Below are 19,331 nucleotides of genomic sequence, written 5' to 3'. Positions count from 1 at the left end.
ATCCTTCTCGCAGGACTCCGTGCCTGGACCCACTATTCAACACTACGCTGACTGCCCGAAAGGAACCTTCCGCCTCATGAACGCCGCAAAACGCCTGGAAATTTTCCGCAGGCTTCACGAAGACAATCCGGAACCCAAGACCGAACTGGCCTACTCCTCGCCGTTCGAGTTACTGATTGCGGTGATCCTGTCGGCCCAATCCACGGACGTCGGCGTCAACAAGGCCACGGCCAGGCTGTATCCCGTGGCCAACACGCCAGAGGCGATTTACGCCCTGGGCGTGGACGGGCTGTCGGAGTACATCAAGACCATCGGCCTCTACAACAGCAAGGCCAAGAATGTCATCGAGACCTGCCGCTTGCTGATAGAACGGCACAATAGCGAAGTGCCAGAAACCCGCGAAGCACTGGAAGCCCTGCCGGGGGTGGGCCGTAAAACCGCCAACGTGGTGCTCAACACTGCATTCAGGCAACTCACCATGGCCGTGGATACCCATATTTTTCGGGTCAGTAATCGAACCGGCATAGCACGCGGCAAGAACGTGGTCGAAGTGGAAAAGCAGCTCATGAAGTTCGTACCCAAACCGTACCTGCTTGACTCCCACCATTGGCTGATCCTGCACGGACGCTATGTTTGCCAGGCCCGCAAGCCGCGCTGCGGCAGCTGCCGCATTGAAGACCTGTGCGAATACAAGGACAAGACGTCGGACGATTGAGGGTTCATTGGTTTTCTCGATCAGTCGATTGAAAAAATCTTTTTTACCCATTCATGGATTATCGTTATAAGGAGCGCCAACGGCAGTCTTACTCCGGAGTTAACGTTATGAGCACTGACAAAGAACAGTTGGATGTGGAAGACGACCTCGTTGAATCGGAGGACGATGGCGTGGAAGCACCTGTGGCAGAGGTCGCCAAGACCAATCTGAGCAAACGCCGTACTATCGACAACCTTCTGGAAGAACGACGCTTGCAAAAACAACTGGCCGACTACGACTTCGACCTCTGATCAAGCGGTCGACGGCCGGAAGCCTCCCTGTCGGAGGCTTTTTTCTGCCGGTTGTGCGGCCTATGCGCAGTGCTGTGCCCTCACCTATACCAAGCCGTTACGCTGGGCCAGCTCGATCAGGTCCACGAGAGAGCGGGCATTGAGCTTGAGCAGCAGACGAGTCTTGTAGGTGCTGACGGTCTTGTTGCTGAGAAACATACCGTCGGCAATCTCCTTGTTGGTCCTGCCCCGAGCCAATTGCTGCAACACCATCATTTCCCGGCCGGACAGACGCTCGACCATATCGGCCTCACTGGCATTACCCATGGTGGAGCGTACCGAGTTGAGTGCCTGGTTTGGAAAATAGCTGTAGCCCGACAACACCGCCTTGATCGCACTCAGCAACTCGGTCAGGTCCTGTTGCTTGCACACATAGCCTGCAGCGCCCGCCTGCATGCAACGCATGGAAAAGTGACCTGGAGCCTGGGAGGTGAGCACCAGTACCTTGAACGGGACAGCCTGCTTGGTAGACGAAAGCCGGCAAATAACTTCCAGGCCATCGAGCTTGGGAATCCCAATATCCAGTATGACAATGTCCGGCATATGCTCCCGCGCAAGTTGCAACGCATCGACACCGTTATTGGTCTCTGCAACGACCTCATAACCATGACGCTCCATTAGCATACGCACAGCAAGACGAATGACGGGATGATCATCTACGATCAGCACTTTATTCATGAGAAAGTCCAATTTCGCTGTTCGAATTATTTAGAGCAAACACAATAGCCTAGTCGTTTCCTAGTTGGCATAGCGTTCCCCCCCGAGCAACAGCAAGCAGAGACCCAACCCACAGAGATAAAGGAAACGCCCTACAAAAAAACACCGATACAGATGTTTCCAGTTTTATGGGGCCCTTCAGAACTTTCCGGGACCTCACATATTTTGAGTGAAATTTCCAGCCCCTCCAGGGGATAAGGTAAACGTGCCGCACGCAACTATCAGGAAATGCCCCTTGCCTGTCGACTGCAGGTAGCGGAGCTGGCAGAGAAAAATCGGTAGTTTCAGTTCCATTTAACATATTTACTTACATCCTTATTTCCTACAGAATTTTTGGCTTCTTACATACTCCTCGCACCTACATGAGTGAATTATCTGTAAGACTGGTTCCTACATAAATGATAAAAAACATTCCCCCGACAAAAAAACAGCGCCCCAATAATCAACAACACTGATTAAACAAGTTTAAACAAAGTGGACTTAATCAAGAATTCAAGACAAAAAAAATGGCCCCTTGAACAAGGGGCCATTTTTACAACCGGCTTGACACTCAGAACAACGAACGACCTTTGTTGGCAGCAATGCGCATGCGCAATGCATTCAACTTGATAAAGCCCGCTGCGTCAGCCTGGTTGTAGGCACCGCCATCTTCTTCGAAAGTGGCGATGTTGGCGTCGAACAGCGAGTCATCCGACTTACGGCCGGTAACGATCACATTGCCCTTGTACAACTTCAGACGCACAACGCCATTCACGTGGGCCTGGGAAGCATCGATCATCTGTTGCAGCATCAGACGCTCAGGGCTCCACCAGTAGCCGGTATAGATCAGGCTGGCGTACTTGGGCATCAGCTCGTCTTTGAGGTGAGCCACTTCACGGTCCAGGGTGATGGACTCGATGGCGCGGTGGGCACGCAGCATGATGGTGCCGCCCGGGGTTTCGTAGCAACCACGGGACTTCATGCCCACATAGCGGTTCTCGACGATGTCGAGGCGGCCGATGCCGTGTTCGCCACCGATACGGTTCAGCGTCGCCAATACGGTGGCCGGGGTCATTTCCACGCCGTCCAGCGCGACGATGTCGCCATTACGGTAGGTCAGTTCCAGGTACTGCGGCTTGTCTGGAGCGTTCTCCGGGGAGACGGTCCATTTCCACATGTCTTCTTCGTGCTCGGTCCAGGTGTCTTCCAGCACGCCGCCTTCATAGGAGATGTGCAGCAGGTTGGCGTCCATCGAGTACGGGGACTTTTTCTTGCCATGACGCTCGATCGGGATCGCGTGCTTTTCAGCGTAATCCATCAGCTTTTCACGGGACAGCAGGTCCCATTCACGCCACGGGGCAATCACTTTTACGCCGGGCTTGAGCGCGTAGGCACCCAGTTCGAAACGCACCTGGTCGTTGCCCTTGCCGGTGGCGCCATGGGAAATGGCATCAGCGCCGGTTTCGTTGGCGATTTCGATCAGGCGCTTGGCGATCAGCGGACGTGCGATGGAAGTACCCAGCAGGTACTCGCCTTCGTAGACGGTGTTGGCGCGAAACATCGGGAAGACGAAATCGCGGACGAATTCTTCGCGCAGGTCGTCAATGTAGATCTCTTTCACGCCCATGGCTTGCGCCTTGGCACGTGCAGGTTCGACCTCTTCGCCCTGACCCAGGTCAGCGGTGAAGGTCACCACTTCACAGTTATAAGTATCCTGCAGCCACTTGAGGATCACCGAAGTGTCCAGGCCGCCGGAATACGCGAGAACGACCTTGTTTACGTCGGCCATGCCATCACTCCACGGGGTTGTACGGAAAGGCGTCGATTCTACCGATCAAAACCGTGGATTTACAGGGGCGCGACAGCAAATGAAGATAAAGCGACAGATTATGTCGAGCGAGCGACCGATGGTCGCACGTCAGGAGGTGTGTGCCGGGTTGCTCGGCCCCGTGGCCTGGGGGGCCGGTTTCTCAGGGGCAGCCACGCGTTCGAGCTGAATATTCACACGGCGGTTACGGGCCCGGTTGGCGGCAGTGGTGTTGGGCGCCAAGGGGTAGCTTTCGCCATGGAACCGCAGGGTGATCTGGGACTCCGGGATACCGTTGGCCTTGAAGTAGTCCATCACAGCCAGCGCGCGACGGCGTGAAACGTCACGGTTGCTCAGGCGATTGCCGCTGTTGTCCGAGTGGCCGTTCAATTCGATATGGTTGACGGTTGGGTCCGCCTTCATGAATTCGAGAATCACCGCCAGCTTCTGCTTTGCCGCAGCGTCCAGCTCGATGCCGCCACCGGGGAAGCCCACTTCGGTCTGCTTGACCTGATCGTAATTCATCGGCAGCAGCTTGGCGGTGCACAGCTGATAATCGCTGTAGGCCTTGTTGAATTTCACCGGCAGCAGGCGAATCTCCGAATAGCCACCCTCACGTCCATAGTGCCGCACCGTGGGCGAGCGTCCATCGAGCAAACCGTTGAAGAGACGCCCGGCCTGGGCCTGAGAGCTGTTGAACAGCACATCACCGCTGCCGGCACGTACGGCGCCGAGATTGATGTCACCCCGACCGGGCTGCCAGGGGGCTGCGGCGGACAACAAGGTGGCCGACCCTGCGCCCAGCGACCCGTTATAGGCTTTCAGACGAAACGTCGCCTGCTCGCCGGCCCGGCGCACGAACTCACCCGAACCGAAGTCGGTGATCGGTTGGCTCAGGCGGCACTCGAACTTGTCCCCCTCCACCTTCCACTCAATGTTCTCCAGACGAGTCTGGAACGTGAGGGCCATAGCAGGCAGGCTGGCGAACACACTGAGCAGGGCTAGATAATGCTGGCGCACGGGAGGCTCCACTGGTTTCTACAACACTTCAAAGCGTCATACATCGATAAGGCATACGAAAGGCTATCGGATGCATCCTGCAAAACTTGATAGCGAGTGCCTGCAAGAGTCTTTTCCGGTAGCATTCCCACCAGATTGACCCGCCTGGAATCCCCAATGTCCGACCGCCTGACCCTGCTGCGTCCCGACGACTGGCATATTCATCTTCGCGATGGTGCTGCGTTGCCCCAAACCGTGGCCGATGTAGCGCGTACGTTTGGCCGCGCCATCATCATGCCTAACCTGGTACCACCGGTGCGTAACGCCGCCGAAGCCGACGCCTATCGCCAGCGCATCCTCGCTGCACGGCCGGCCGGCAGCCGCTTCGAACCGTTGATGGTGCTCTACCTCACCGATCGCACCCAGCCCGAAGAAATTCGCCAGGCCAAGGCCAGCGGTTTCGTGCACGCCGCCAAGCTGTACCCGGCCGGCGCGACCACCAACTCCGATTCCGGCGTGACCAGCATCGACAAGATCCTGCCGGCCATCGAAGCCATGGCCGAAGTCGGCATGCCGCTGCTGATCCACGGTGAAGTCACCCGTGGCGACGTGGACGTGTTCGATCGCGAGAAAATCTTCATCGACGAGCACATGCGCCGCGTGGTCGAGCTGTTCCCGACCCTCAAGGTGGTGTTCGAGCACATCACCACGGCCGATGCCGTGCAGTTCGTCACCGAGGCCTCGGCCAACGTCGGCGCAACCATCACCGCCCATCACCTGCTGTACAACCGTAACCACATGCTGGTGGGCGGGATTCGGCCGCACTTCTATTGCCTGCCGATCCTCAAGCGCAACACCCACCAGGTTGCCTTGCTGGATGCCGCGACCAGCGGTAATCCGAAGTTCTTCCTCGGCACCGACTCTGCGCCCCACGCCCAGCACGCCAAGGAAGCGGCATGCGGTTGTGCCGGTTGCTACACCGCGTTCGCCGCCATCGAGCTGTATGCCGAAGCGTTCGAACAGCGCAACGCCCTGGATAAACTCGAAGGTTTCGCCAGCCTCAATGGCCCGCGATTCTACGGCCTGCCGGCGAATACCGACCGTATCACCCTGGTCCGTGAAGACTGGACCGCCCCCGCCAGCCTGCCATTTGGCGAGCTGACCGTTATCCCGCTGCGCGCCGGTGAAACACTGCGCTGGCGCCTGCTGGAGGAAAGCAAGTGAGTGAAGACCATTACGATGACGACCAGGAACACGGTGGCGGTGGTGGTTCGCGCCACCCGATGGCCGAACGTTTCCGCGGCTACCTGCCTGTCGTTGTCGACGTAGAAACCGGCGGCTTCAATTGCGCCACCGATGCACTGCTGGAAATCGCCGCAACGACTATCGGCATGGACGAACAGGGCTTTGTGTATCCGGAGCACACCCACTTCTTCCGCGTCGAGCCGTTTGAAGGTGCCAATATCGAAGCAGCAGCCCTGGAGTTCACCGGGATCAAGCTCGATCACCCCTTGCGCATGGCCGTCAGCGAAGAGGCGGCACTCACCGATATCTTCCGTGGCGTACGCAAGGCCTTGAAGGCCAACGGCTGCAAGCGCGCGATCCTGGTCGGACATAACAGCAGCTTCGACCTGGGCTTCCTCAACGCCGCCGTGACGCGGCTGGACATGAAGCGCAATCCGTTCCACCCGTTCTCCAGTTTCGACACCGCCACCCTTGCTGGCCTGGCCTATGGCCAGACCGTCTTGGCCAAGGCCTGCCAGGCGGCCGGCATCGACTTCGACGGTCGCGAAGCCCACTCGGCCCGCTACGACACCGAGAAGACCGCCGAGCTGTTCTGCGGCATCGTCAACCGCTGGAAGCAGATGGGCGGCTGGGAAGACTTCGGCGACTGAGGTCAAATCCCGCGCACAAAAAAACCGGCCTTCTCAGGCCGGTTTTTTTGTCCCGCGAATCCGGCTTACAGCTTGCCAGCGTTCTCGGTCAGGTAAGCCGCAACGCCTTCTGGCGAAGCGTTCATGCCTTTGTCGCCTTTTTTCCAGTTGGCAGGGCAGACTTCGCCGTGCTCTTCGTGGAATTGCAGGGCGTCGACCAGACGGATCAGCTCTTCCATGTTACGGCCCAGCGGCAGGTCGTTGATGATCTGGGAGCGCACAACGCCCTTGTCATCGATCAGGAACGCGCCACGGAAAGCCACGCCGCCTTCGGATTCAACGTCATAGGCCTTGGCGATGTCGTGCTTCATGTCGGCAGCCATGGTGTATTTGACTTTGCCGATGCCGCCATCGTTGATGGCCGTGTTGCGCCAGGCGTTGTGGGTGAAATGGGAGTCGATGGAAACGGCAACCACTTCAACGTTACGTGCCTTGAAATCGTCCATGCGGTGGTCCAGAGCGATCAGCTCCGAAGGGCAGACGAAGGTGAAGTCCAGCGGGTAGAAGAACACCAGGCCGTATTTGCCTTTGATGGCTTCAGACAGTTTGAAGCTGTCAACGATTTCGCCATTGCCGAGCACGGCAGGTACGTCGAAATCCGGGGCTTGTTTGCCGACGAGTACGCTCATTGGGTATCTCCTGATGTAAGGGTGACGATTGAAGTAAAAGGACCGGCCTTGAGTCTGCCGCATTCAAGCGACAGCCCTGTGACGCAGTCACGCTTCGTGAAGACCGACCATCATACACTGAAAAAACCGTTCGTCAGCGTGAGGGCGGTGCAGGCCAATACCCTACGAATCTACTTTGACAATCATTCTCGTTAACATTAAGATCCATCGCACTTAAGCCTTAAACCCGCGACGGTTCTCCCTTATGTATGTGTGCCTGTGTACCGGCGTCACCGACGGACAAATCCGCGAAGCAATCTATGAAGGTTGCTGCAGCTACAAGGAAGTGCGTGAAACCACCGGCGTTGCCAGTCAATGTGGTAAATGTGCTTGCCTCGCCAAGCAAGTGGTACGGGAAACCCTGACGCAGCTGCAAACAGCCCAGGCCGCTGTTCCCTACTCAGCAGAATTTACACACGCTTGAATAGGCGTGTTTTGAAGAACCGGACCGAGTGTCCGGTTTTTTTATGCCTGCAATTCAATTAGTTAGCGCTAAGACGCGGAACACAAACATTCTTATTCCGATTAATTTTCATTTATTATTCAATAACTTAGGTTTGACACTAGGGTTTTCGCCGCTCAAACTCCGCCTTATACACAGCTACTACAGGGCAGGACCCCAGTCATGAAAGGCGACATCTCAGTCATCCAGCAACTCAACAAAATCCTTGCCAATGAACTGGTCGCGATCAATCAGTACTTCCTGCATGCGCGCATGTACGACGATTGGGGCCTGGAAAAGCTTGGCAAGCGTGAATACAAAGAATCCATCAAGGCCATGAAGGACGCCGACGCGCTGATCAAGCGGATCCTGTTCCTCGAAGGCCTGCCGAACGTACAGGACCTGGGCAAGCTGAACATCGGCGAGCACACCCAGGAAATGATCAGCAGCGACCTGGGCTTTGAACGCAAGAGCCACAGCGACCTCAAGGCCGCCATCGCACATTGCGAGACCAAGGGCGACTTCGGCAGCCGCGAGCTGCTGGAAGACATCCTTGAAGACCAGGAAGAACATATCGACTGGCTGGAAACCCAACTGGGCCTGATCGACAAAGTCAGCCTGGAAAACTACCTGCAATCGCAGATGGGCGAATAATCCCGTCGCTCTCTCAGGTACAAAAAAGCCCCGCTCTCTCACGAGAAGCGGGGCTTTTTATTGCAGGCGAATCAAGCGTCGGTCTTGGCCGCCGCGTTTGCCGCTGCATCTTTGATCAACGCCTGCAACGAACCATCAGCTGCCATTTCGGTGATGATATCGCTACCGCCGACCAGCTCGCCGGCTACCCACAGTTGCGGGAAGGTAGGCCAGTTGGCGTACTTCGGCAGGTTGGCGCGGATTTCCGGGTTTTGCAGGATATCCACGTAAGCGAACTTCTCGCCACACTGCATAACAGCCTGGGAAGCCTTCGCGGAGAAACCGCACTGAGGAGCGTTAGGTGCGCCCTTCATGTAAAGCAGAATGGTGTTGTTGGCAATCTGCTCTTTGATCGTTTCGATGATATCCATGGAACACCTCGGCTGGAACTTTGCGACTCACAGGTCGGCACGGTGGCGCATTGTAACGCAAAATTCCAACGCGGTGCTCGGGCTCCTTATGCGGCAGCGACTTGGACCGGTACGCCATTCAATGCCGCATTGCCCGATAACTCATCCAATTGCCGCTCGTCGGTCAAGTCATTCGCGCTCGCCCCCGGTTGCTCGCTGGCGATGGTCATCTGGACGCCAGGACGGGCGTGGCCCCAACCATGGGGCAGGCTGACCACGCCGGGCATCATGTCCAGGCTGGCGACCACCTCCACCTCGATCATGCCGATACGTGAACTGACGCGCACCCGCTGGCCGTCTGCCAACTGGCGACTGGCCAGGTCGTCGGGATGCATATGCAACTGGTGCCGAGGCTTGCCCTTCACCAGCCGGTGATAGTTATGCATCCAGGAATTATTACTGCGCACATGGCGACGGCCGATCAGCAGCAACTCGTCAGCCACAGGCATCGGCTGCGCCGCAAAGCGCGCCAGATCCGCCAGAATCACTGCCGGTGCCGCCTGCACCTTGCCATCCACGGTTTTCAAGCGCGCTGTGAGATTTGGCTTGAGCGGCCCCAGGTCCATGCCATGGGGATGATCCGCCAGCTTCGCCACCGACAACTGATGGCTCGACGCATCACCATAAGCGCCGGCGCGCAGGCCGAAGTCGATCATTTGCGCAGGCGGCATGGTGGGCTTGAGCGCCATACCGGTGTGCGCAGCGAATGCCGTGGCCAGGCCGACGAAGATCTCCCAGTCATGCAACGCCCCCTCAGGCTTGGGCAGGATCGCGCGATTGAAACGGGTGACATTGCGCACGGCGAACATGTTGAACGTGGTGTCGTAGTGGTCGTTTTCCAGCGCCGAAGTGGACGGCAGGATCAGATCGGCATAACGCGTGGTCTCGTTGATATAGAGGTCGATGCTGACCATGAACTCCAAGCCGTCCAGGGCCTGCTCCAACTGGCGGCCATTGGGGGTCGACAGCACCGGGTTGCCCGCCACCGTCACCAGCGCGCGGATCTGTCCTTCGCCGCCGGTGAGCATTTCTTCGGCCAATGCAGACACTGGTAACTCGCCGCCGTACTCCGGGCGCCCGGACACGCGGCTCTGCCAGCGATTGAAATGCCCGCCACCGGTGGACGCGACCAAATCCAGCGCCGGACTGGTGCATAACGCGCCGCCCTCGCGGTCGAGGTTGCCCGTGACCAGGTTGATCAACTGCACCAGCCAATGACACAGCGTGCCGAACGCCTGGGTCGACACCCCCATGCGCCCGTAGCACACCGCTTTATCCGCAGCAGCGAAATCCCGTGCCAACTGGCGAATCTGCCCGGCAGGTACGGCACACTGGCGGCTCATGGCTTCGGCGGTAAAGCCGAGGATCGCACGGCGCACATCCTCAAGGCCCTCTACCGGCAAATGACTGTCACGCATCAGGTTCTCGGTGAACAGTGTGTTGAGTACCCCGAACAGCAACGCCGCATCCCCGCCAGGCCGCACGAACAGATGCTGATCAGCGATCGCCGCTGTCTCACTGCGCCGAGGATCGACCACCACCACCTTGCCGCCCCGGGCCTGGATAGCCTTGAGACGCTTCTCCACATCAGGCACGGTCATGATGCTGCCGTTGGAGGCCAGCGGGTTGCCGCCCAGGATCAGCATGAAGTCGGTGTGGTCGATGTCCGGAATCGGCAGCAACAGGCCATGGCCGTACATGAGGTGGCTGGTGAGGTGATGGGGCAACTGGTCTACGGAGGTGGCAGAAAACCGGTTGCGCGTCTTGAGCTGGCCGAGGAAGTAGTTGCTGTGGGTCATCAGCCCATAGTTGTGCACGCTGGGGTTACCCTGATACACCGCCACTGCATTCTGCCCATGCCGCGCCTGGATGCCCGCCAGCCGCTCGGCGACCAAGGCAAACGCCTCATCCCACGGGATTGGCTGCCATTCGCTGCCCACCCGCAACATGGGCTGGTGCAGGCGGTCAGGATCATTCTGGATGTCCTGCAACGCCACGGCCTTGGGGCAGATATGGCCGCGACTGAAGCTGTCCAGCGTGTCGCCCTTGATCGAGGTGATCGCCAGGCTGCCGTCTTCGGCCTGGGTGGTTTCCAGGGTCAGGCCACAGATGGCTTCACACAGGTGGCAGGCACGGTGGTGGAGAGTCTTGGTCATGGCCAGTCTCTTTATTGGGCTTTTGGCCTGACTATGGGCCGTGACCATGACAGGCGCCAGCATCGTTCGTCCTGTGAATCGATAGCCATCAGGCCAGGCCATGCGCAAACATGAGCAAATGTTACAGAACCTGTCATCAACCTCTGAAACCGACGCAGCCTGATCCAGGCCCGCCCCCGCGCATTGCAAAAGGTGATGGCGTCAGTGTACAAATGGCCCGCTGCTGTCAGGAAATCGTCTTCAAAAGCGCTCTCGCGCCCTTCTTGAACACCCCTAAAAACGTAGCCCTATTGGTAAGACGCGACATTTAATGTCAATATCGCGCCTTCCCCTATTTCGTCGCCCCGTGCGGCTTTCGCCGCAGGTCTCGCCCGTTGTCACAATAAACAAGGCTTTGAGTATCTGCGGTCTGTTGCAAAAAGGTAGTTAATGATGAGCGCAAGGCACTTTCTCTCCCTGATGGATTGCACGCCCGAAGAGCTGGTCAGCGTGATCCGTCGAGGCATTGAGCTTAAAGACCTGCGTAACCGCGGCGTACTGTTCGAGCCTTTGAAAAACCGCGTGCTCGGGATGATTTTCGAGAAGTCGTCGACCCGCACTCGCCTGTCGTTCGAAGCCGGCATGATCCAGCTGGGTGGCCAGGCCATCTTCCTGTCGCCGCGTGACACCCAACTGGGCCGTGGCGAGCCGATCAGCGACTGCGCGATCGTCATGTCGCGCATGCTCGATGCGGTGATGATCCGTACCTTTGCCCACAGCACCCTGACCGAATTCGCCGCCAACTCGCGCGTGCCGGTAATCAACGGCCTGTCCGATGACCTGCACCCATGCCAGTTGCTGGCCGACATGCAGACCTTTCTTGAGCACCGTGGCTCGATCCAGGGCAAGACCGTGGCCTGGATCGGTGACGGCAACAACATGTGCAACAGCTATATAGAAGCGGCGATTCAGTTCGACTTCCACCTGCGCATCGCCTGTCCGGAAGGCTTCGAACCGGCCGCCGAGTTCCTGGCCAAGGCCGATGGCCGTGTGCAGATCCTGCGCGATCCAAAGGATGCAGCGATCGGCGCCCACCTGGTCAGCACCGACGTCTGGACCTCCATGGGCCAGGAAGACGAAACCGCCAAGCGCCTGGCCCTGTTCGCGCCCTTCCAGGTGACCCGCGCCCTGCTCGACATGGCCGCGCCGGACGTGCTGTTCATGCACTGCCTGCCCGCCCACCGGGGTGAGGAAATCAGCCTCGACCTGCTCGATGACCCACGCTCCGTGGCCTGGGACCAGGCCGAGAACCGCCTGCACGCGCAAAAAGCCCTGCTCGAATTCCTCGTCGAACCGGCGTACCACCACGCATGAGCCAGCCATTACTGCTGAACTTGCGCAATCTGGCATGCGGTTACCAGGATCAACGGGTGGTGCAGAACCTCAATCTGCACCTCAACGCGGGCGATATCGGTTGCCTGCTGGGTTCTTCGGGCTGTGGCAAAACCACGACCTTGCGCGCGATTGCCGGTTTTGAGCCGGTGCACGAAGGCGAAATCAGCCTCGCGGGCGAAGTGATCTCCAGCGCCGGTTTTACCCTGGCGCCGGAGAAACGTCGCATCGGCATGGTGTTCCAGGACTACGCGCTGTTCCCCCATCTCAGCGTGGCCGACAACATCGCCTTCGGCATTCGCAAACACCCGCAAAAAGACCGTGTGGTCGCCGAACTGCTGGAGCTGGTCAACCTCAAGAACCTGGGCAAGCGTTTCCCCCACGAACTGTCGGGCGGCCAGCAACAACGCGTCGCCCTCGCCCGCGCCCTGGCGCCGGAGCCGCAGCTGTTGCTGCTGGACGAACCGTTCTCCAACCTCGACGGCGAACTGCGGCGCAAGCTCAGCCACGAGGTGCGCGACATCCTCAAGGCACGGGGCACCAGTGCGATCCTGGTCACCCATGACCAGGAAGAGGCATTCGCCGTGAGCGATCACGTCGGGGTGTTCAAGGAAGGCCGCCTGGAGCAGTGGGATACCCCCTACAACCTCTATCACGAACCCCTGACGCCTTACGTCGCCAGCTTTATCGGCCAGGGTTATTTCATTCGTGGCCAGTTGAGTTCGCCCGAGTCCGTCCACACCGAACTCGGCGACCTGCGCGGAAACCGCGCCTACACCTGGCCTACGGGGGGGGCGGTGGACGTCTTGCTGCGCCCGGACGACATCGTCTACGCGCCGGACAGCGCCTTGAAAGCGCGGATCGTCGGCAAGACCTTCCTCGGCGCGTCGACCCTGTACCGCCTGCAACTGCCGACCGGTGCGCAGTTGGAGTCGATTTTCCCCAGCCATGCCGACCATCAGGTGGGCGCGCAAGTGGGCATTCGCGTGGCCGCTGAGCATCTGGTGCTGTTCCAGGCCTCAGGCAGCGTCGCGGCGCAGGTTCTTCACGCCGAATCCGGCGTACGACGCTACAGCCCGGCTGGCTGAGTCAATGATCAACGTGTGGGAGGGGCAAGCCTCCTCCCACATTGGTTATCCAGGATACCGGGATTACGCCCGGCCAATTTCTGCGAATTTGGCCTGGGTATGTTCCGCCAGCACTGCGGCGGACAACTCCACTTCCAGTCCCCTTCTCCCCGCACTCACAAAAATTGTCGCAAACGGCTGCGCCGTTACATCGATAAATGTGCGCAGCCGCTTCTTCTGCCCCAGTGGGCTGATACCTCCCAGCAGGTAACCGGTGGAACGCTGCGCCGCAGCCGGATCAGCCATTTCGACTTTTTTAACCCCCGCCGCATGAGCCAGGGCCTTGAGGTCGAGACTTCCGACGACCGGCACCACAGCCACCAGTAATTCGCCTTTTTCACTGCTGGCCAACAAGGTCTTGAACACCTGCGCCGGGTCGAGGCCCAATTTCTCTGCGGCCTCCAGGCCATAGGAGGCCGCCTTGGGGTCGTGTTCATAACTGTGGATGCGATGTTCGGCGCGAACTTTTTTCAACAAATCCAATGCGGGGGTCATGACCTCTCCGAGCGTGGCAAACTGACGGCCAATTCTAGGCCAAGCCCGCATAAAACGCTCTAGTCCGCCCTCCCCGTCCACAATACTTAACGTGGCGAGCGTGATCATTCATCAAACCAATAGTTGGAAAGTGACCGACAGTTCACTTTCGACCTTTGACAGCCGTCATTCTTGTCTATATTTTTTCGTTTCCGAATACTGTAGGAATACACCTGCAGCGTTCCAGCAGTAAGCCGTGTCTTGGATGGGGATCCTCGTCACGGTGAAAATCGCGCAACCGTCCGTTGAGGCAGTGCGCCAGACAAGAACAACAATCGAGGTTTTCCATGACAACTGCTCTTCAACAGCCTTCACTTTCGAGCCAATGCATGGCCGAGTTCCTGGGGACTGCGCTTCTGATCTTCTTCGGTACAGGCTGCGTTGCTGCGCTCAAGGTCGCGGGTGCCAGCTTCGGGTTGTGGGAAATCAGCATCATCTGGGGGATCGGCGTCAGCATGGCGATCTACCTGAGCGCCGGTATTTCCGGGGCTCACCTCAATCCGGCGGTCAGTATCGCCCTGTGTATTTTTGCCGACTTCGACAAGCGCAAACTGCCGTTCTACATCCTGGCCCAAATCGCCGGAGCCTTCTGCTCGGCGGCGCTGGTGTACACGCTTTATAGCAATCTCTTTTTCGATTACGAACAAACCCACCATCTGGTACGCGGCACCCAGGCCAGCCTGGAATTGGCCTCGGTGTTCTCCACCTACCCCCATGCACTGCTGAGCACGGCGCAGGCCTTCCTGGTGGAAATGGTCATTACCGCGATCCTGATGGGCGTGATCATGGCCCTGACCGATGACAACAACGGCCTGCCGCGCGGTCCGCTGGCACCACTGCTGATTGGCCTGCTGATTGCGGTCATCGGCAGTGCCATGGGCCCGCTGACCGGCTTTGCGATGAACCCGGCGCGGGATTTCGGGCCCAAACTGATGACCTTTTTCGCTGGCTGGGGTGAAATGGCCTTTACTGGCGGCCGCGATATTCCTTACTTCCTGGTTCCGATTTTCGCGCCGATTGTCGGCGCATGCCTCGGTGCTGCGGCCTATCGCGGGCTAATTGCTCGCCACTTGCCGAGCGCCGCACCTGCTATAGCGGAAACAACTGACACGGCTGTCAACGGCAAGACTCGTATTTCCTGAAAGCGCCAGCCTGGTCCTCTGCCCTTCGCGGCCCCGGCTGATTTCTGACTTCCTTATTTCGTCCAAGGCAATAGACATGACCGATATCGAGAATAAGAACTACATCATTGCCCTTGATCAGGGCACCACCAGTTCCCGGGCAATCATCTTCGATCGCGACGCCAACGTGGTCTGCACCGCCCAACGTGAATTCACCCAGCACTACCCGCAAGCCGGCTGGGTCGAGCATGACCCGATGGAAATCTTCGCCACCCAGAGCGCGGTGATGGTCGAGGCCCTGGCACAAGCCGGCCTGCACCATGACCAGGTCGCCGCCATCGGTATCACCAACCAGCGTGAAACCACCGTGGTATGGGACAAGATCACCGGCCGCCCGATCTACAACGCCATTGTCTGGCAATGCCGCCGCAGCACCGAGATCTGCCAGCAGCTCAAGCGCGACGGCCACGAGCAATACATTAACGACACCACCGGCCTGGTCACCGACCCGTACTTCTCCGGCACCAAGCTCAAGTGGATCCTCGATAACGTCGAAGGCAGCCGCGAGCGTGCGCGCAACGGCGAGCTGCTGTTCGGCACCATCGACAGCTGGCTGATCTGGAAATTTACCGGCGGCAAGACCCACGTCACCGACTACACCAACGCCTCGCGCACCATGCTCTTCAACATCCACACCCTCGAGTGGGATGCGAAGATGCTGGAGATCCTCGACGTTCCGCGGGAAATGCTGCCGGAAGTGAAGTCTTCCTCCGAGATCTACGGCCGCACCAAAAGCGGCATCGCCATCGGCGGTATCGCCGGTGACCAGCAAGCGGCCCTGTTCGGCCAGATGTGCGTGGAGGCCGGCCAGGCCAAGAACACCTACGGCACCGGCTGCTTCCTGCTGATGAATACCGGCGACAAAGCGGTCAAGTCCAAGCACGGCATGCTCACCACCATCGCCTGCGGCCCCCGTGGCGAAGTGGCCTATGCGCTGGAAGGCGCGGTGTTCAACGGTGGCTCCACCGTGCAATGGCTGCGTGACGAGCTGAAAATCATCGCCGATGCCACCGACACCGAATACTTCGCCGGCAAGGTCAAGGACAGCAACGGCGTGTACCTGGTCCCGGCCTTCACCGGCCTGGGTGCCCCCTACTGGGACCCGTATGCCCGTGGCGCACTGTTTGGCCTGACCCGCGGCGTACGCGTGGATCACATTATTCGTGCCGCCCTGGAGTCGATTGCCTACCAGACCCGCGACGTACTCGACGCCATGCAACAGGACTCGGGCGAACGCCTCAAGGCCCTGCGTGTGGACGGCGGTGCGGTGGCCAACAACTTCCTGATGCAATTCCAGGCCGACATCCTCGGCACCCAGGTCGAGCGCCCGCAAATGCGCGAAACCACTGCACTCGGCGCCGCCTACCTGGCAGGCCTGGCCTGCGGCTTCTGGGGCAGCCTGGACGAGCTGCGCGGCAAGGCCGTGATCGAGCGCGAATTCGAACCGCAACTGGAAGAAGCCGCCAAGGAAAAACTCTACGCCGGCTGGCAAAAAGCGGTGAGCCGCACCCGTGACTGGGAGCCCCACGAAGGCGCCGAATAAGCCATGCGCCGGCCCCATATCGGGTTGTAACTGGCAGGGAGCAGATTCCTGCGTCATCATGGGCCACTTTTGTATGGCAGCCCAAAGGACGCCCCATGAATCTGCCTCCCCGCCAGCAGCAAATCCTCGAACTGGTCCGCGAACGCGGCTACGTCAGTATCGAGGAAATGGCGCAGCTATTCGTTGTCACCCCGCAAACCATCCGCCGCGATATCAACCAGCTGGCGGACGCCAATCTGCTGCGCCGCTACCACGGCGGCGCGGCCTATGACTCCAGTGTCGAGAACACCGCCTACGCCATGCGTGCCGACCAGATGCGCGACGAGAAACAGCGCATCGGCGAAGCCATCGCGGCACAAATTCCCGATCACGCCTCGTTGTTCATCAATATCGGTACCACTACCGAGTCCATTGCCCGTGCGCTGCTCAATCACAATCACCTGAAAATCATCACAAATAACCTCAACGTCGCCACCATGCTCAGCGCAAAGGACGACTTCGATGTGTTGCTGACCGGCGGTAATGTGCGCCGTGACGGCGGCGTGGTGGGCCAGGCCAGTGTCGACTTCATCAACCAGTTCAAGGTCGACTTCGCGCTGGTGGGTATCAGCGGCATCGACGAGGACGGCAGCCTGCTGGACTTCGACTACCAGGAAGTCCGGGTTTCCCAGGCGATCATCGCCAATGCACGCCAGGTGATCCTGGCGGCGGACTCCAGCAAATTCGGGCGCAATGCCATGATTCGACTGGGGCCGATCAGCCTGGTGGACTGCCTGGTGACGGATCAGGAGCCGGTGCCGGCCCTGGTGCAGTTGTTGAACCAGCATAAGGTTCGCCTGGAAGTCGTATAGCGTCTGCACTGAAGCCATCGGGGGCAAGCCCCGATGGCGATTTATCCAGCGCCTTTTTCTCGAGCCTGCCCAGGCTTATGTTCACAAATTTTCCTTTTCCCGCCCTTCGATGAGTTTTTTCAATCGAAGTCGACTGGCTGTGCCCACGTTTATCAGCTACCATTTTCGCAAATGAACATTAATGTTCGAATTCCAATACGAAAAAGCTCCCGAGGCCAGTCGATGAACCCTTCTACCTTGCCTGCTCCACCGCTTGCCGAAGTCTATGACGTTGCCGTAATCGGTGGCGGGATCAACGGCGTCGGCATTGCAGCAGACGCAGCCGGTCGCGGTTTGTCGGTATTCCTTTGCGAAAAGGACGACCTGGCCAGCCACACCTCCTCCGCCAGCAGCAAGCTGATCCACGGCGGCCTGCGCTACCTCGAACATTACGAATTCCGCCTGGTACGCGAAGCCCTGGCCGAACGTGAAGTGCTGCTGGCCAAGGCCCCGCACATCGTCAAGCAGATGCGCTTCGTGCTGCCACACCGCCCCCACCTGCGCCCGGCGTGGATGATCCGTGCCGGCCTGTTCCTCTATGACCACCTGGGCAAGCGCGAGAAACTCGCCGGCTCCAAGAGCCTCAAGTTCGGCCCTGACAGCCCGCTGAAAAGCGAAATCACCAAAGGCTTCGAATACTCCGACTGCTGGGTCGACGACGCCCGTCTGGTCGTCCTCAACGCCATGGCCGCCCGTGAAAAAGGTGCGCATATCCATACCCAGACCCGCTGCATCAGTGCCCATCGCAGCAATGGCATGTGGGACATGAACATGGAACGCGCCGATGGCAGCCTGTTCTCGATCCGTGCCCGCGCCCTGGTGAACGCCGCCGGCCCGTGGGTCGCCAAGTTCATCAAGGACGACCTGAAGCTGGACTCGCCCTACGGTATCCGCCTGATCCAGGGCAGCCACCTGATCGTGCCGAAACTGTATGAAGGCGCCCACGCGCACATCCTGCAGAACGAAGACCAGCGCATCGTCTTCACCATTCCGTACCTGAACCACCTGACCATCATCGGCACCACCGACCGCGAATACACCGGCGACCCGGCGAAAGTGGCGATCACCGAAGGTGAAACCGACTACATGCTCAAGGTGGTCAACGCGCACTTCAAGAAACAGCTGAGCCGCGACGACATCGTCCACACCTACTCGGGTGTGCGCCCACTGTGCAACGACGAGTCGGACAACCCGTCGGCCATCACCCGTGACTACACCCTGTCGCTGTCCGGTGGTACGGGCGAGGCACCGATCCTGTCGGTGTTCGGCGGCAAGCTGACCACCTACCGCAAGCTCGCCGAATCGGCGATGGCGCAACTGGCCCCGTACTTCACGCAGATGCGTCCCAGCTGGACCGCCACCGCCAGCCTGCCCGGCGGCGAGGACATGACCACCCCAGAAGCCCTGGCCGAGGCCATTGGCAGCAAGTTCGACTGGTTGCCGAGCGAAATCGCGCGCCGCTGGTCCACCACCTATGGCAGCCGCACCTGGCGCCTGCTCGAAGGCGTGCAGTCGCTGGCTGACCTGGGTGAACATTTGGGCGGCGGCCTCTACACCCGCGAGGTCGACTACCTGTGTGCCGAGGAATGGGTAACCCAGCCCCAGGACGTGCTGTGGCGCCGGACCAAACTCGGCCTGTTCACCACCCCACAGGAACAGGACAACGTGCAACGCTACCTGTCCAAGGTTGAGCAGACCCGCAGCAAGATCGAAGCGGCCTGACAGGCCCGTCGTACAAAAGCCCCTGCGCCGTAAGGCCCAGGGGCTTTTTTATAGCGCCTGGCATTCGGTTTTCCGAACGCCACAGGCAAGCCTATTCGGTTTACCGGATCAAAC

General features: G+C 59.2%; 19 protein-coding genes. 12 read left to right on the top strand and 7 right to left on the bottom strand.

Going from position 1 to position 19,331, the window contains the following annotated elements; genetic code table 11:
• The first annotated feature begins 76 nt into the window (after positions 1-76).
• Both nth and B9N88_RS12365 read left to right on the top strand, forming a co-directional pair.
• Positions 77-715: an endonuclease III gene (gene nth, locus B9N88_RS12370; protein ID WP_027604585.1), complete on the top strand. Its 639-nt coding sequence runs from the start codon at positions 77-79 to the stop codon at positions 713-715.
• A 107-nt stretch (positions 716-822) separates the two neighbouring features.
• Complete coding sequence (locus B9N88_RS12365) at positions 823-1,005, top strand: PA3496 family putative envelope integrity protein (RefSeq protein WP_027604586.1); 183 nt, start codon at positions 823-825, stop codon at positions 1,003-1,005.
• 84 nt (positions 1,006-1,089) lie between these two features.
• On the opposite strand, the gene B9N88_RS12360 is transcribed toward B9N88_RS12365, so the two are convergent.
• The 3 genes from B9N88_RS12360 to B9N88_RS12350 all read right to left on the bottom strand — a co-directional run bounded on the left by B9N88_RS12360 (position 1,090) and on the right by B9N88_RS12350 (position 4,567).
• Positions 1,090-1,722: a response regulator transcription factor gene (locus B9N88_RS12360; RefSeq protein WP_027604587.1), complete on the bottom strand. Its 633-nt coding sequence runs from the start codon at positions 1,720-1,722 to the stop codon at positions 1,090-1,092.
• A 589-nt stretch (positions 1,723-2,311) separates the two neighbouring features.
• Complete coding sequence (locus tag B9N88_RS12355) at positions 2,312-3,529, bottom strand: argininosuccinate synthase (protein ID WP_012722490.1); 1,218 nt, start codon at positions 3,527-3,529, stop codon at positions 2,312-2,314.
• A gap of 129 nt (positions 3,530-3,658) precedes the next feature.
• Positions 3,659-4,567 (bottom strand): flagellar protein MotY, encoded by a 909-nt coding sequence (locus B9N88_RS12350; RefSeq protein WP_027604588.1) that lies wholly within the window; start codon positions 4,565-4,567, stop codon positions 3,659-3,661.
• 156 nt (positions 4,568-4,723) lie between these two features.
• Between B9N88_RS12350 and pyrC the strand changes: the two genes are divergently transcribed.
• A complete protein-coding gene (gene pyrC, locus B9N88_RS12345) occupies positions 4,724-5,770 on the top strand; it encodes a dihydroorotase (RefSeq protein WP_027604589.1) in 1,047 nt (348 codons plus the stop codon).
• Complete coding sequence (rnt, locus tag B9N88_RS12340) at positions 5,767-6,441, top strand: ribonuclease T (RefSeq protein WP_027604590.1); 675 nt, start codon at positions 5,767-5,769, stop codon at positions 6,439-6,441. The genes pyrC and rnt overlap by 4 nt, the downstream gene beginning before the upstream one ends.
• A gap of 65 nt (positions 6,442-6,506) precedes the next feature.
• On the opposite strand, the gene B9N88_RS12335 is transcribed toward rnt, so the two are convergent.
• Positions 6,507-7,109, bottom strand: coding sequence for a peroxiredoxin (locus tag B9N88_RS12335; RefSeq protein ID WP_003172097.1), 603 nt, complete (start codon positions 7,107-7,109; stop codon positions 6,507-6,509).
• A gap of 244 nt (positions 7,110-7,353) precedes the next feature.
• Between B9N88_RS12335 and B9N88_RS12330 the strand changes: the two genes are divergently transcribed.
• Together B9N88_RS12330 and bfr are read left to right on the top strand one after the other, a co-directional pair.
• Positions 7,354-7,572 (top strand): bacterioferritin-associated ferredoxin, encoded by a 219-nt coding sequence (locus tag B9N88_RS12330; protein ID WP_074844072.1) that lies wholly within the window; start codon positions 7,354-7,356, stop codon positions 7,570-7,572.
• A 201-nt stretch (positions 7,573-7,773) separates the two neighbouring features.
• Positions 7,774-8,244, top strand: coding sequence for a bacterioferritin (gene bfr, locus B9N88_RS12325; protein ID WP_012722487.1), 471 nt, complete (start codon positions 7,774-7,776; stop codon positions 8,242-8,244).
• 71 nt (positions 8,245-8,315) lie between these two features.
• Here the strand turns inward: bfr and grxD are convergent, their stop codons facing one another.
• Together grxD and B9N88_RS12315 are read right to left on the bottom strand one after the other, a co-directional pair.
• Positions 8,316-8,654: a Grx4 family monothiol glutaredoxin gene (gene grxD / locus B9N88_RS12320; RefSeq protein ID WP_027604591.1), complete on the bottom strand. Its 339-nt coding sequence runs from the start codon at positions 8,652-8,654 to the stop codon at positions 8,316-8,318.
• Between the two features lie 86 nt (positions 8,655-8,740).
• On the bottom strand, positions 8,741-10,849 hold the full coding sequence (locus B9N88_RS12315) for a molybdopterin oxidoreductase family protein (protein ID WP_027604592.1): 2,109 nt from the start codon (positions 10,847-10,849) through the stop codon (positions 8,741-8,743).
• A gap of 432 nt (positions 10,850-11,281) precedes the next feature.
• Here B9N88_RS12315 and argF point away from each other — a divergent pair, with 432 nt between their 5' ends.
• Both argF and B9N88_RS12300 read left to right on the top strand, forming a co-directional pair.
• Positions 11,282-12,202, top strand: a complete 921-nt coding sequence (gene argF, locus B9N88_RS12305; protein WP_027604593.1) for an ornithine carbamoyltransferase — start codon at positions 11,282-11,284, stop codon at positions 12,200-12,202.
• Complete coding sequence (locus B9N88_RS12300) at positions 12,199-13,308, top strand: ABC transporter ATP-binding protein (RefSeq protein ID WP_027604594.1); 1,110 nt, start codon at positions 12,199-12,201, stop codon at positions 13,306-13,308. The genes argF and B9N88_RS12300 overlap by 4 nt, the downstream gene beginning before the upstream one ends.
• Positions 13,309-13,371: 63 nt before the next feature.
• Here B9N88_RS12300 and ybaK read toward each other — a convergent pair whose 3' ends face one another.
• Positions 13,372-13,842 (bottom strand): Cys-tRNA(Pro) deacylase, encoded by a 471-nt coding sequence (ybaK, locus tag B9N88_RS12295; protein ID WP_027604595.1) that lies wholly within the window; start codon positions 13,840-13,842, stop codon positions 13,372-13,374.
• Positions 13,843-14,168: 326 nt separating this feature from the next.
• Between ybaK and B9N88_RS12290 the strand changes: the two genes are divergently transcribed.
• From B9N88_RS12290 to glpD, 4 genes are all read left to right on the top strand, one after another.
• Positions 14,169-15,023 carry an MIP/aquaporin family protein gene (locus B9N88_RS12290; protein ID WP_027604596.1) on the top strand — a complete coding sequence of 285 codons (855 nt, stop codon included), beginning with the start codon at positions 14,169-14,171 and terminating at the stop codon, positions 15,021-15,023.
• A 76-nt stretch (positions 15,024-15,099) separates the two neighbouring features.
• Positions 15,100-16,605, top strand: coding sequence for a glycerol kinase GlpK (gene glpK / locus B9N88_RS12285; protein WP_027604597.1), 1,506 nt, complete (start codon positions 15,100-15,102; stop codon positions 16,603-16,605).
• Between the two features lie 95 nt (positions 16,606-16,700).
• The gene (locus B9N88_RS12280) at positions 16,701-17,456 is read left to right on the top strand and encodes a DeoR/GlpR family transcriptional regulator (protein WP_027604598.1); all 756 of its coding nucleotides are present in this window, start codon (positions 16,701-16,703) and stop codon (positions 17,454-17,456) included.
• A 222-nt stretch (positions 17,457-17,678) separates the two neighbouring features.
• Positions 17,679-19,217: a glycerol-3-phosphate dehydrogenase gene (glpD, locus tag B9N88_RS12275; RefSeq protein ID WP_027604599.1), complete on the top strand. Its 1,539-nt coding sequence runs from the start codon at positions 17,679-17,681 to the stop codon at positions 19,215-19,217.
• Positions 19,218-19,331: the final 114 nt, after the last annotated feature.

The organism is Pseudomonas sp. LAMO17WK12:I1 (genome assembly GCF_900177315.1).
Classification (GTDB): Bacteria; Pseudomonadota; Gammaproteobacteria; order Pseudomonadales; family Pseudomonadaceae; genus Aquipseudomonas; species Aquipseudomonas marginalis.
This window is presented reverse-complemented; position numbering and strand designations above follow the sequence as displayed.

What these genes read in the sequence shown, in the direction of transcription:
- ybaK (WP_027604595.1), bottom strand. Translation starts at nt 13,842, where the DNA reads ATGACCCCCGCATTGGATTTGTTGAAAAAAGTTCGCGCCGAACATCGC.
- B9N88_RS12335 (WP_003172097.1), bottom strand. Translation starts at nt 7,109, where the DNA reads ATGAGCGTACTCGTCGGCAAACAAGCCCCGGATTTCGACGTACCTGCC.
- pyrC (WP_027604589.1), top strand. Translation starts at nt 4,724, where the DNA reads ATGTCCGACCGCCTGACCCTGCTGCGTCCCGACGACTGGCATATTCAT.
- B9N88_RS12300 (WP_027604594.1), top strand. Translation starts at nt 12,199, where the DNA reads ATGAGCCAGCCATTACTGCTGAACTTGCGCAATCTGGCATGCGGTTAC.
- B9N88_RS12315 (WP_027604592.1), bottom strand. Translation starts at nt 10,849, where the DNA reads ATGACCAAGACTCTCCACCACCGTGCCTGCCACCTGTGTGAAGCCATC.
- glpD (WP_027604599.1), top strand. Translation starts at nt 17,679, where the DNA reads ATGAACCCTTCTACCTTGCCTGCTCCACCGCTTGCCGAAGTCTATGAC.
- bfr (WP_012722487.1), top strand. Translation starts at nt 7,774, where the DNA reads ATGAAAGGCGACATCTCAGTCATCCAGCAACTCAACAAAATCCTTGCC.
- B9N88_RS12290 (WP_027604596.1), top strand. Translation starts at nt 14,169, where the DNA reads ATGACAACTGCTCTTCAACAGCCTTCACTTTCGAGCCAATGCATGGCC.
- B9N88_RS12280 (WP_027604598.1), top strand. Translation starts at nt 16,701, where the DNA reads ATGAATCTGCCTCCCCGCCAGCAGCAAATCCTCGAACTGGTCCGCGAA.
- B9N88_RS12360 (WP_027604587.1), bottom strand. Translation starts at nt 1,722, where the DNA reads ATGAATAAAGTGCTGATCGTAGATGATCATCCCGTCATTCGTCTTGCT.
- argF (WP_027604593.1), top strand. Translation starts at nt 11,282, where the DNA reads ATGAGCGCAAGGCACTTTCTCTCCCTGATGGATTGCACGCCCGAAGAG.
- B9N88_RS12355 (WP_012722490.1), bottom strand. Translation starts at nt 3,529, where the DNA reads ATGGCCGACGTAAACAAGGTCGTTCTCGCGTATTCCGGCGGCCTGGAC.
- glpK (WP_027604597.1), top strand. Translation starts at nt 15,100, where the DNA reads ATGACCGATATCGAGAATAAGAACTACATCATTGCCCTTGATCAGGGC.
- B9N88_RS12365 (WP_027604586.1), top strand. Translation starts at nt 823, where the DNA reads ATGAGCACTGACAAAGAACAGTTGGATGTGGAAGACGACCTCGTTGAA.
- nth (WP_027604585.1), top strand. Translation starts at nt 77, where the DNA reads ATGAACGCCGCAAAACGCCTGGAAATTTTCCGCAGGCTTCACGAAGAC.
- grxD (WP_027604591.1), bottom strand. Translation starts at nt 8,654, where the DNA reads ATGGATATCATCGAAACGATCAAAGAGCAGATTGCCAACAACACCATT.
- B9N88_RS12330 (WP_074844072.1), top strand. Translation starts at nt 7,354, where the DNA reads ATGTATGTGTGCCTGTGTACCGGCGTCACCGACGGACAAATCCGCGAA.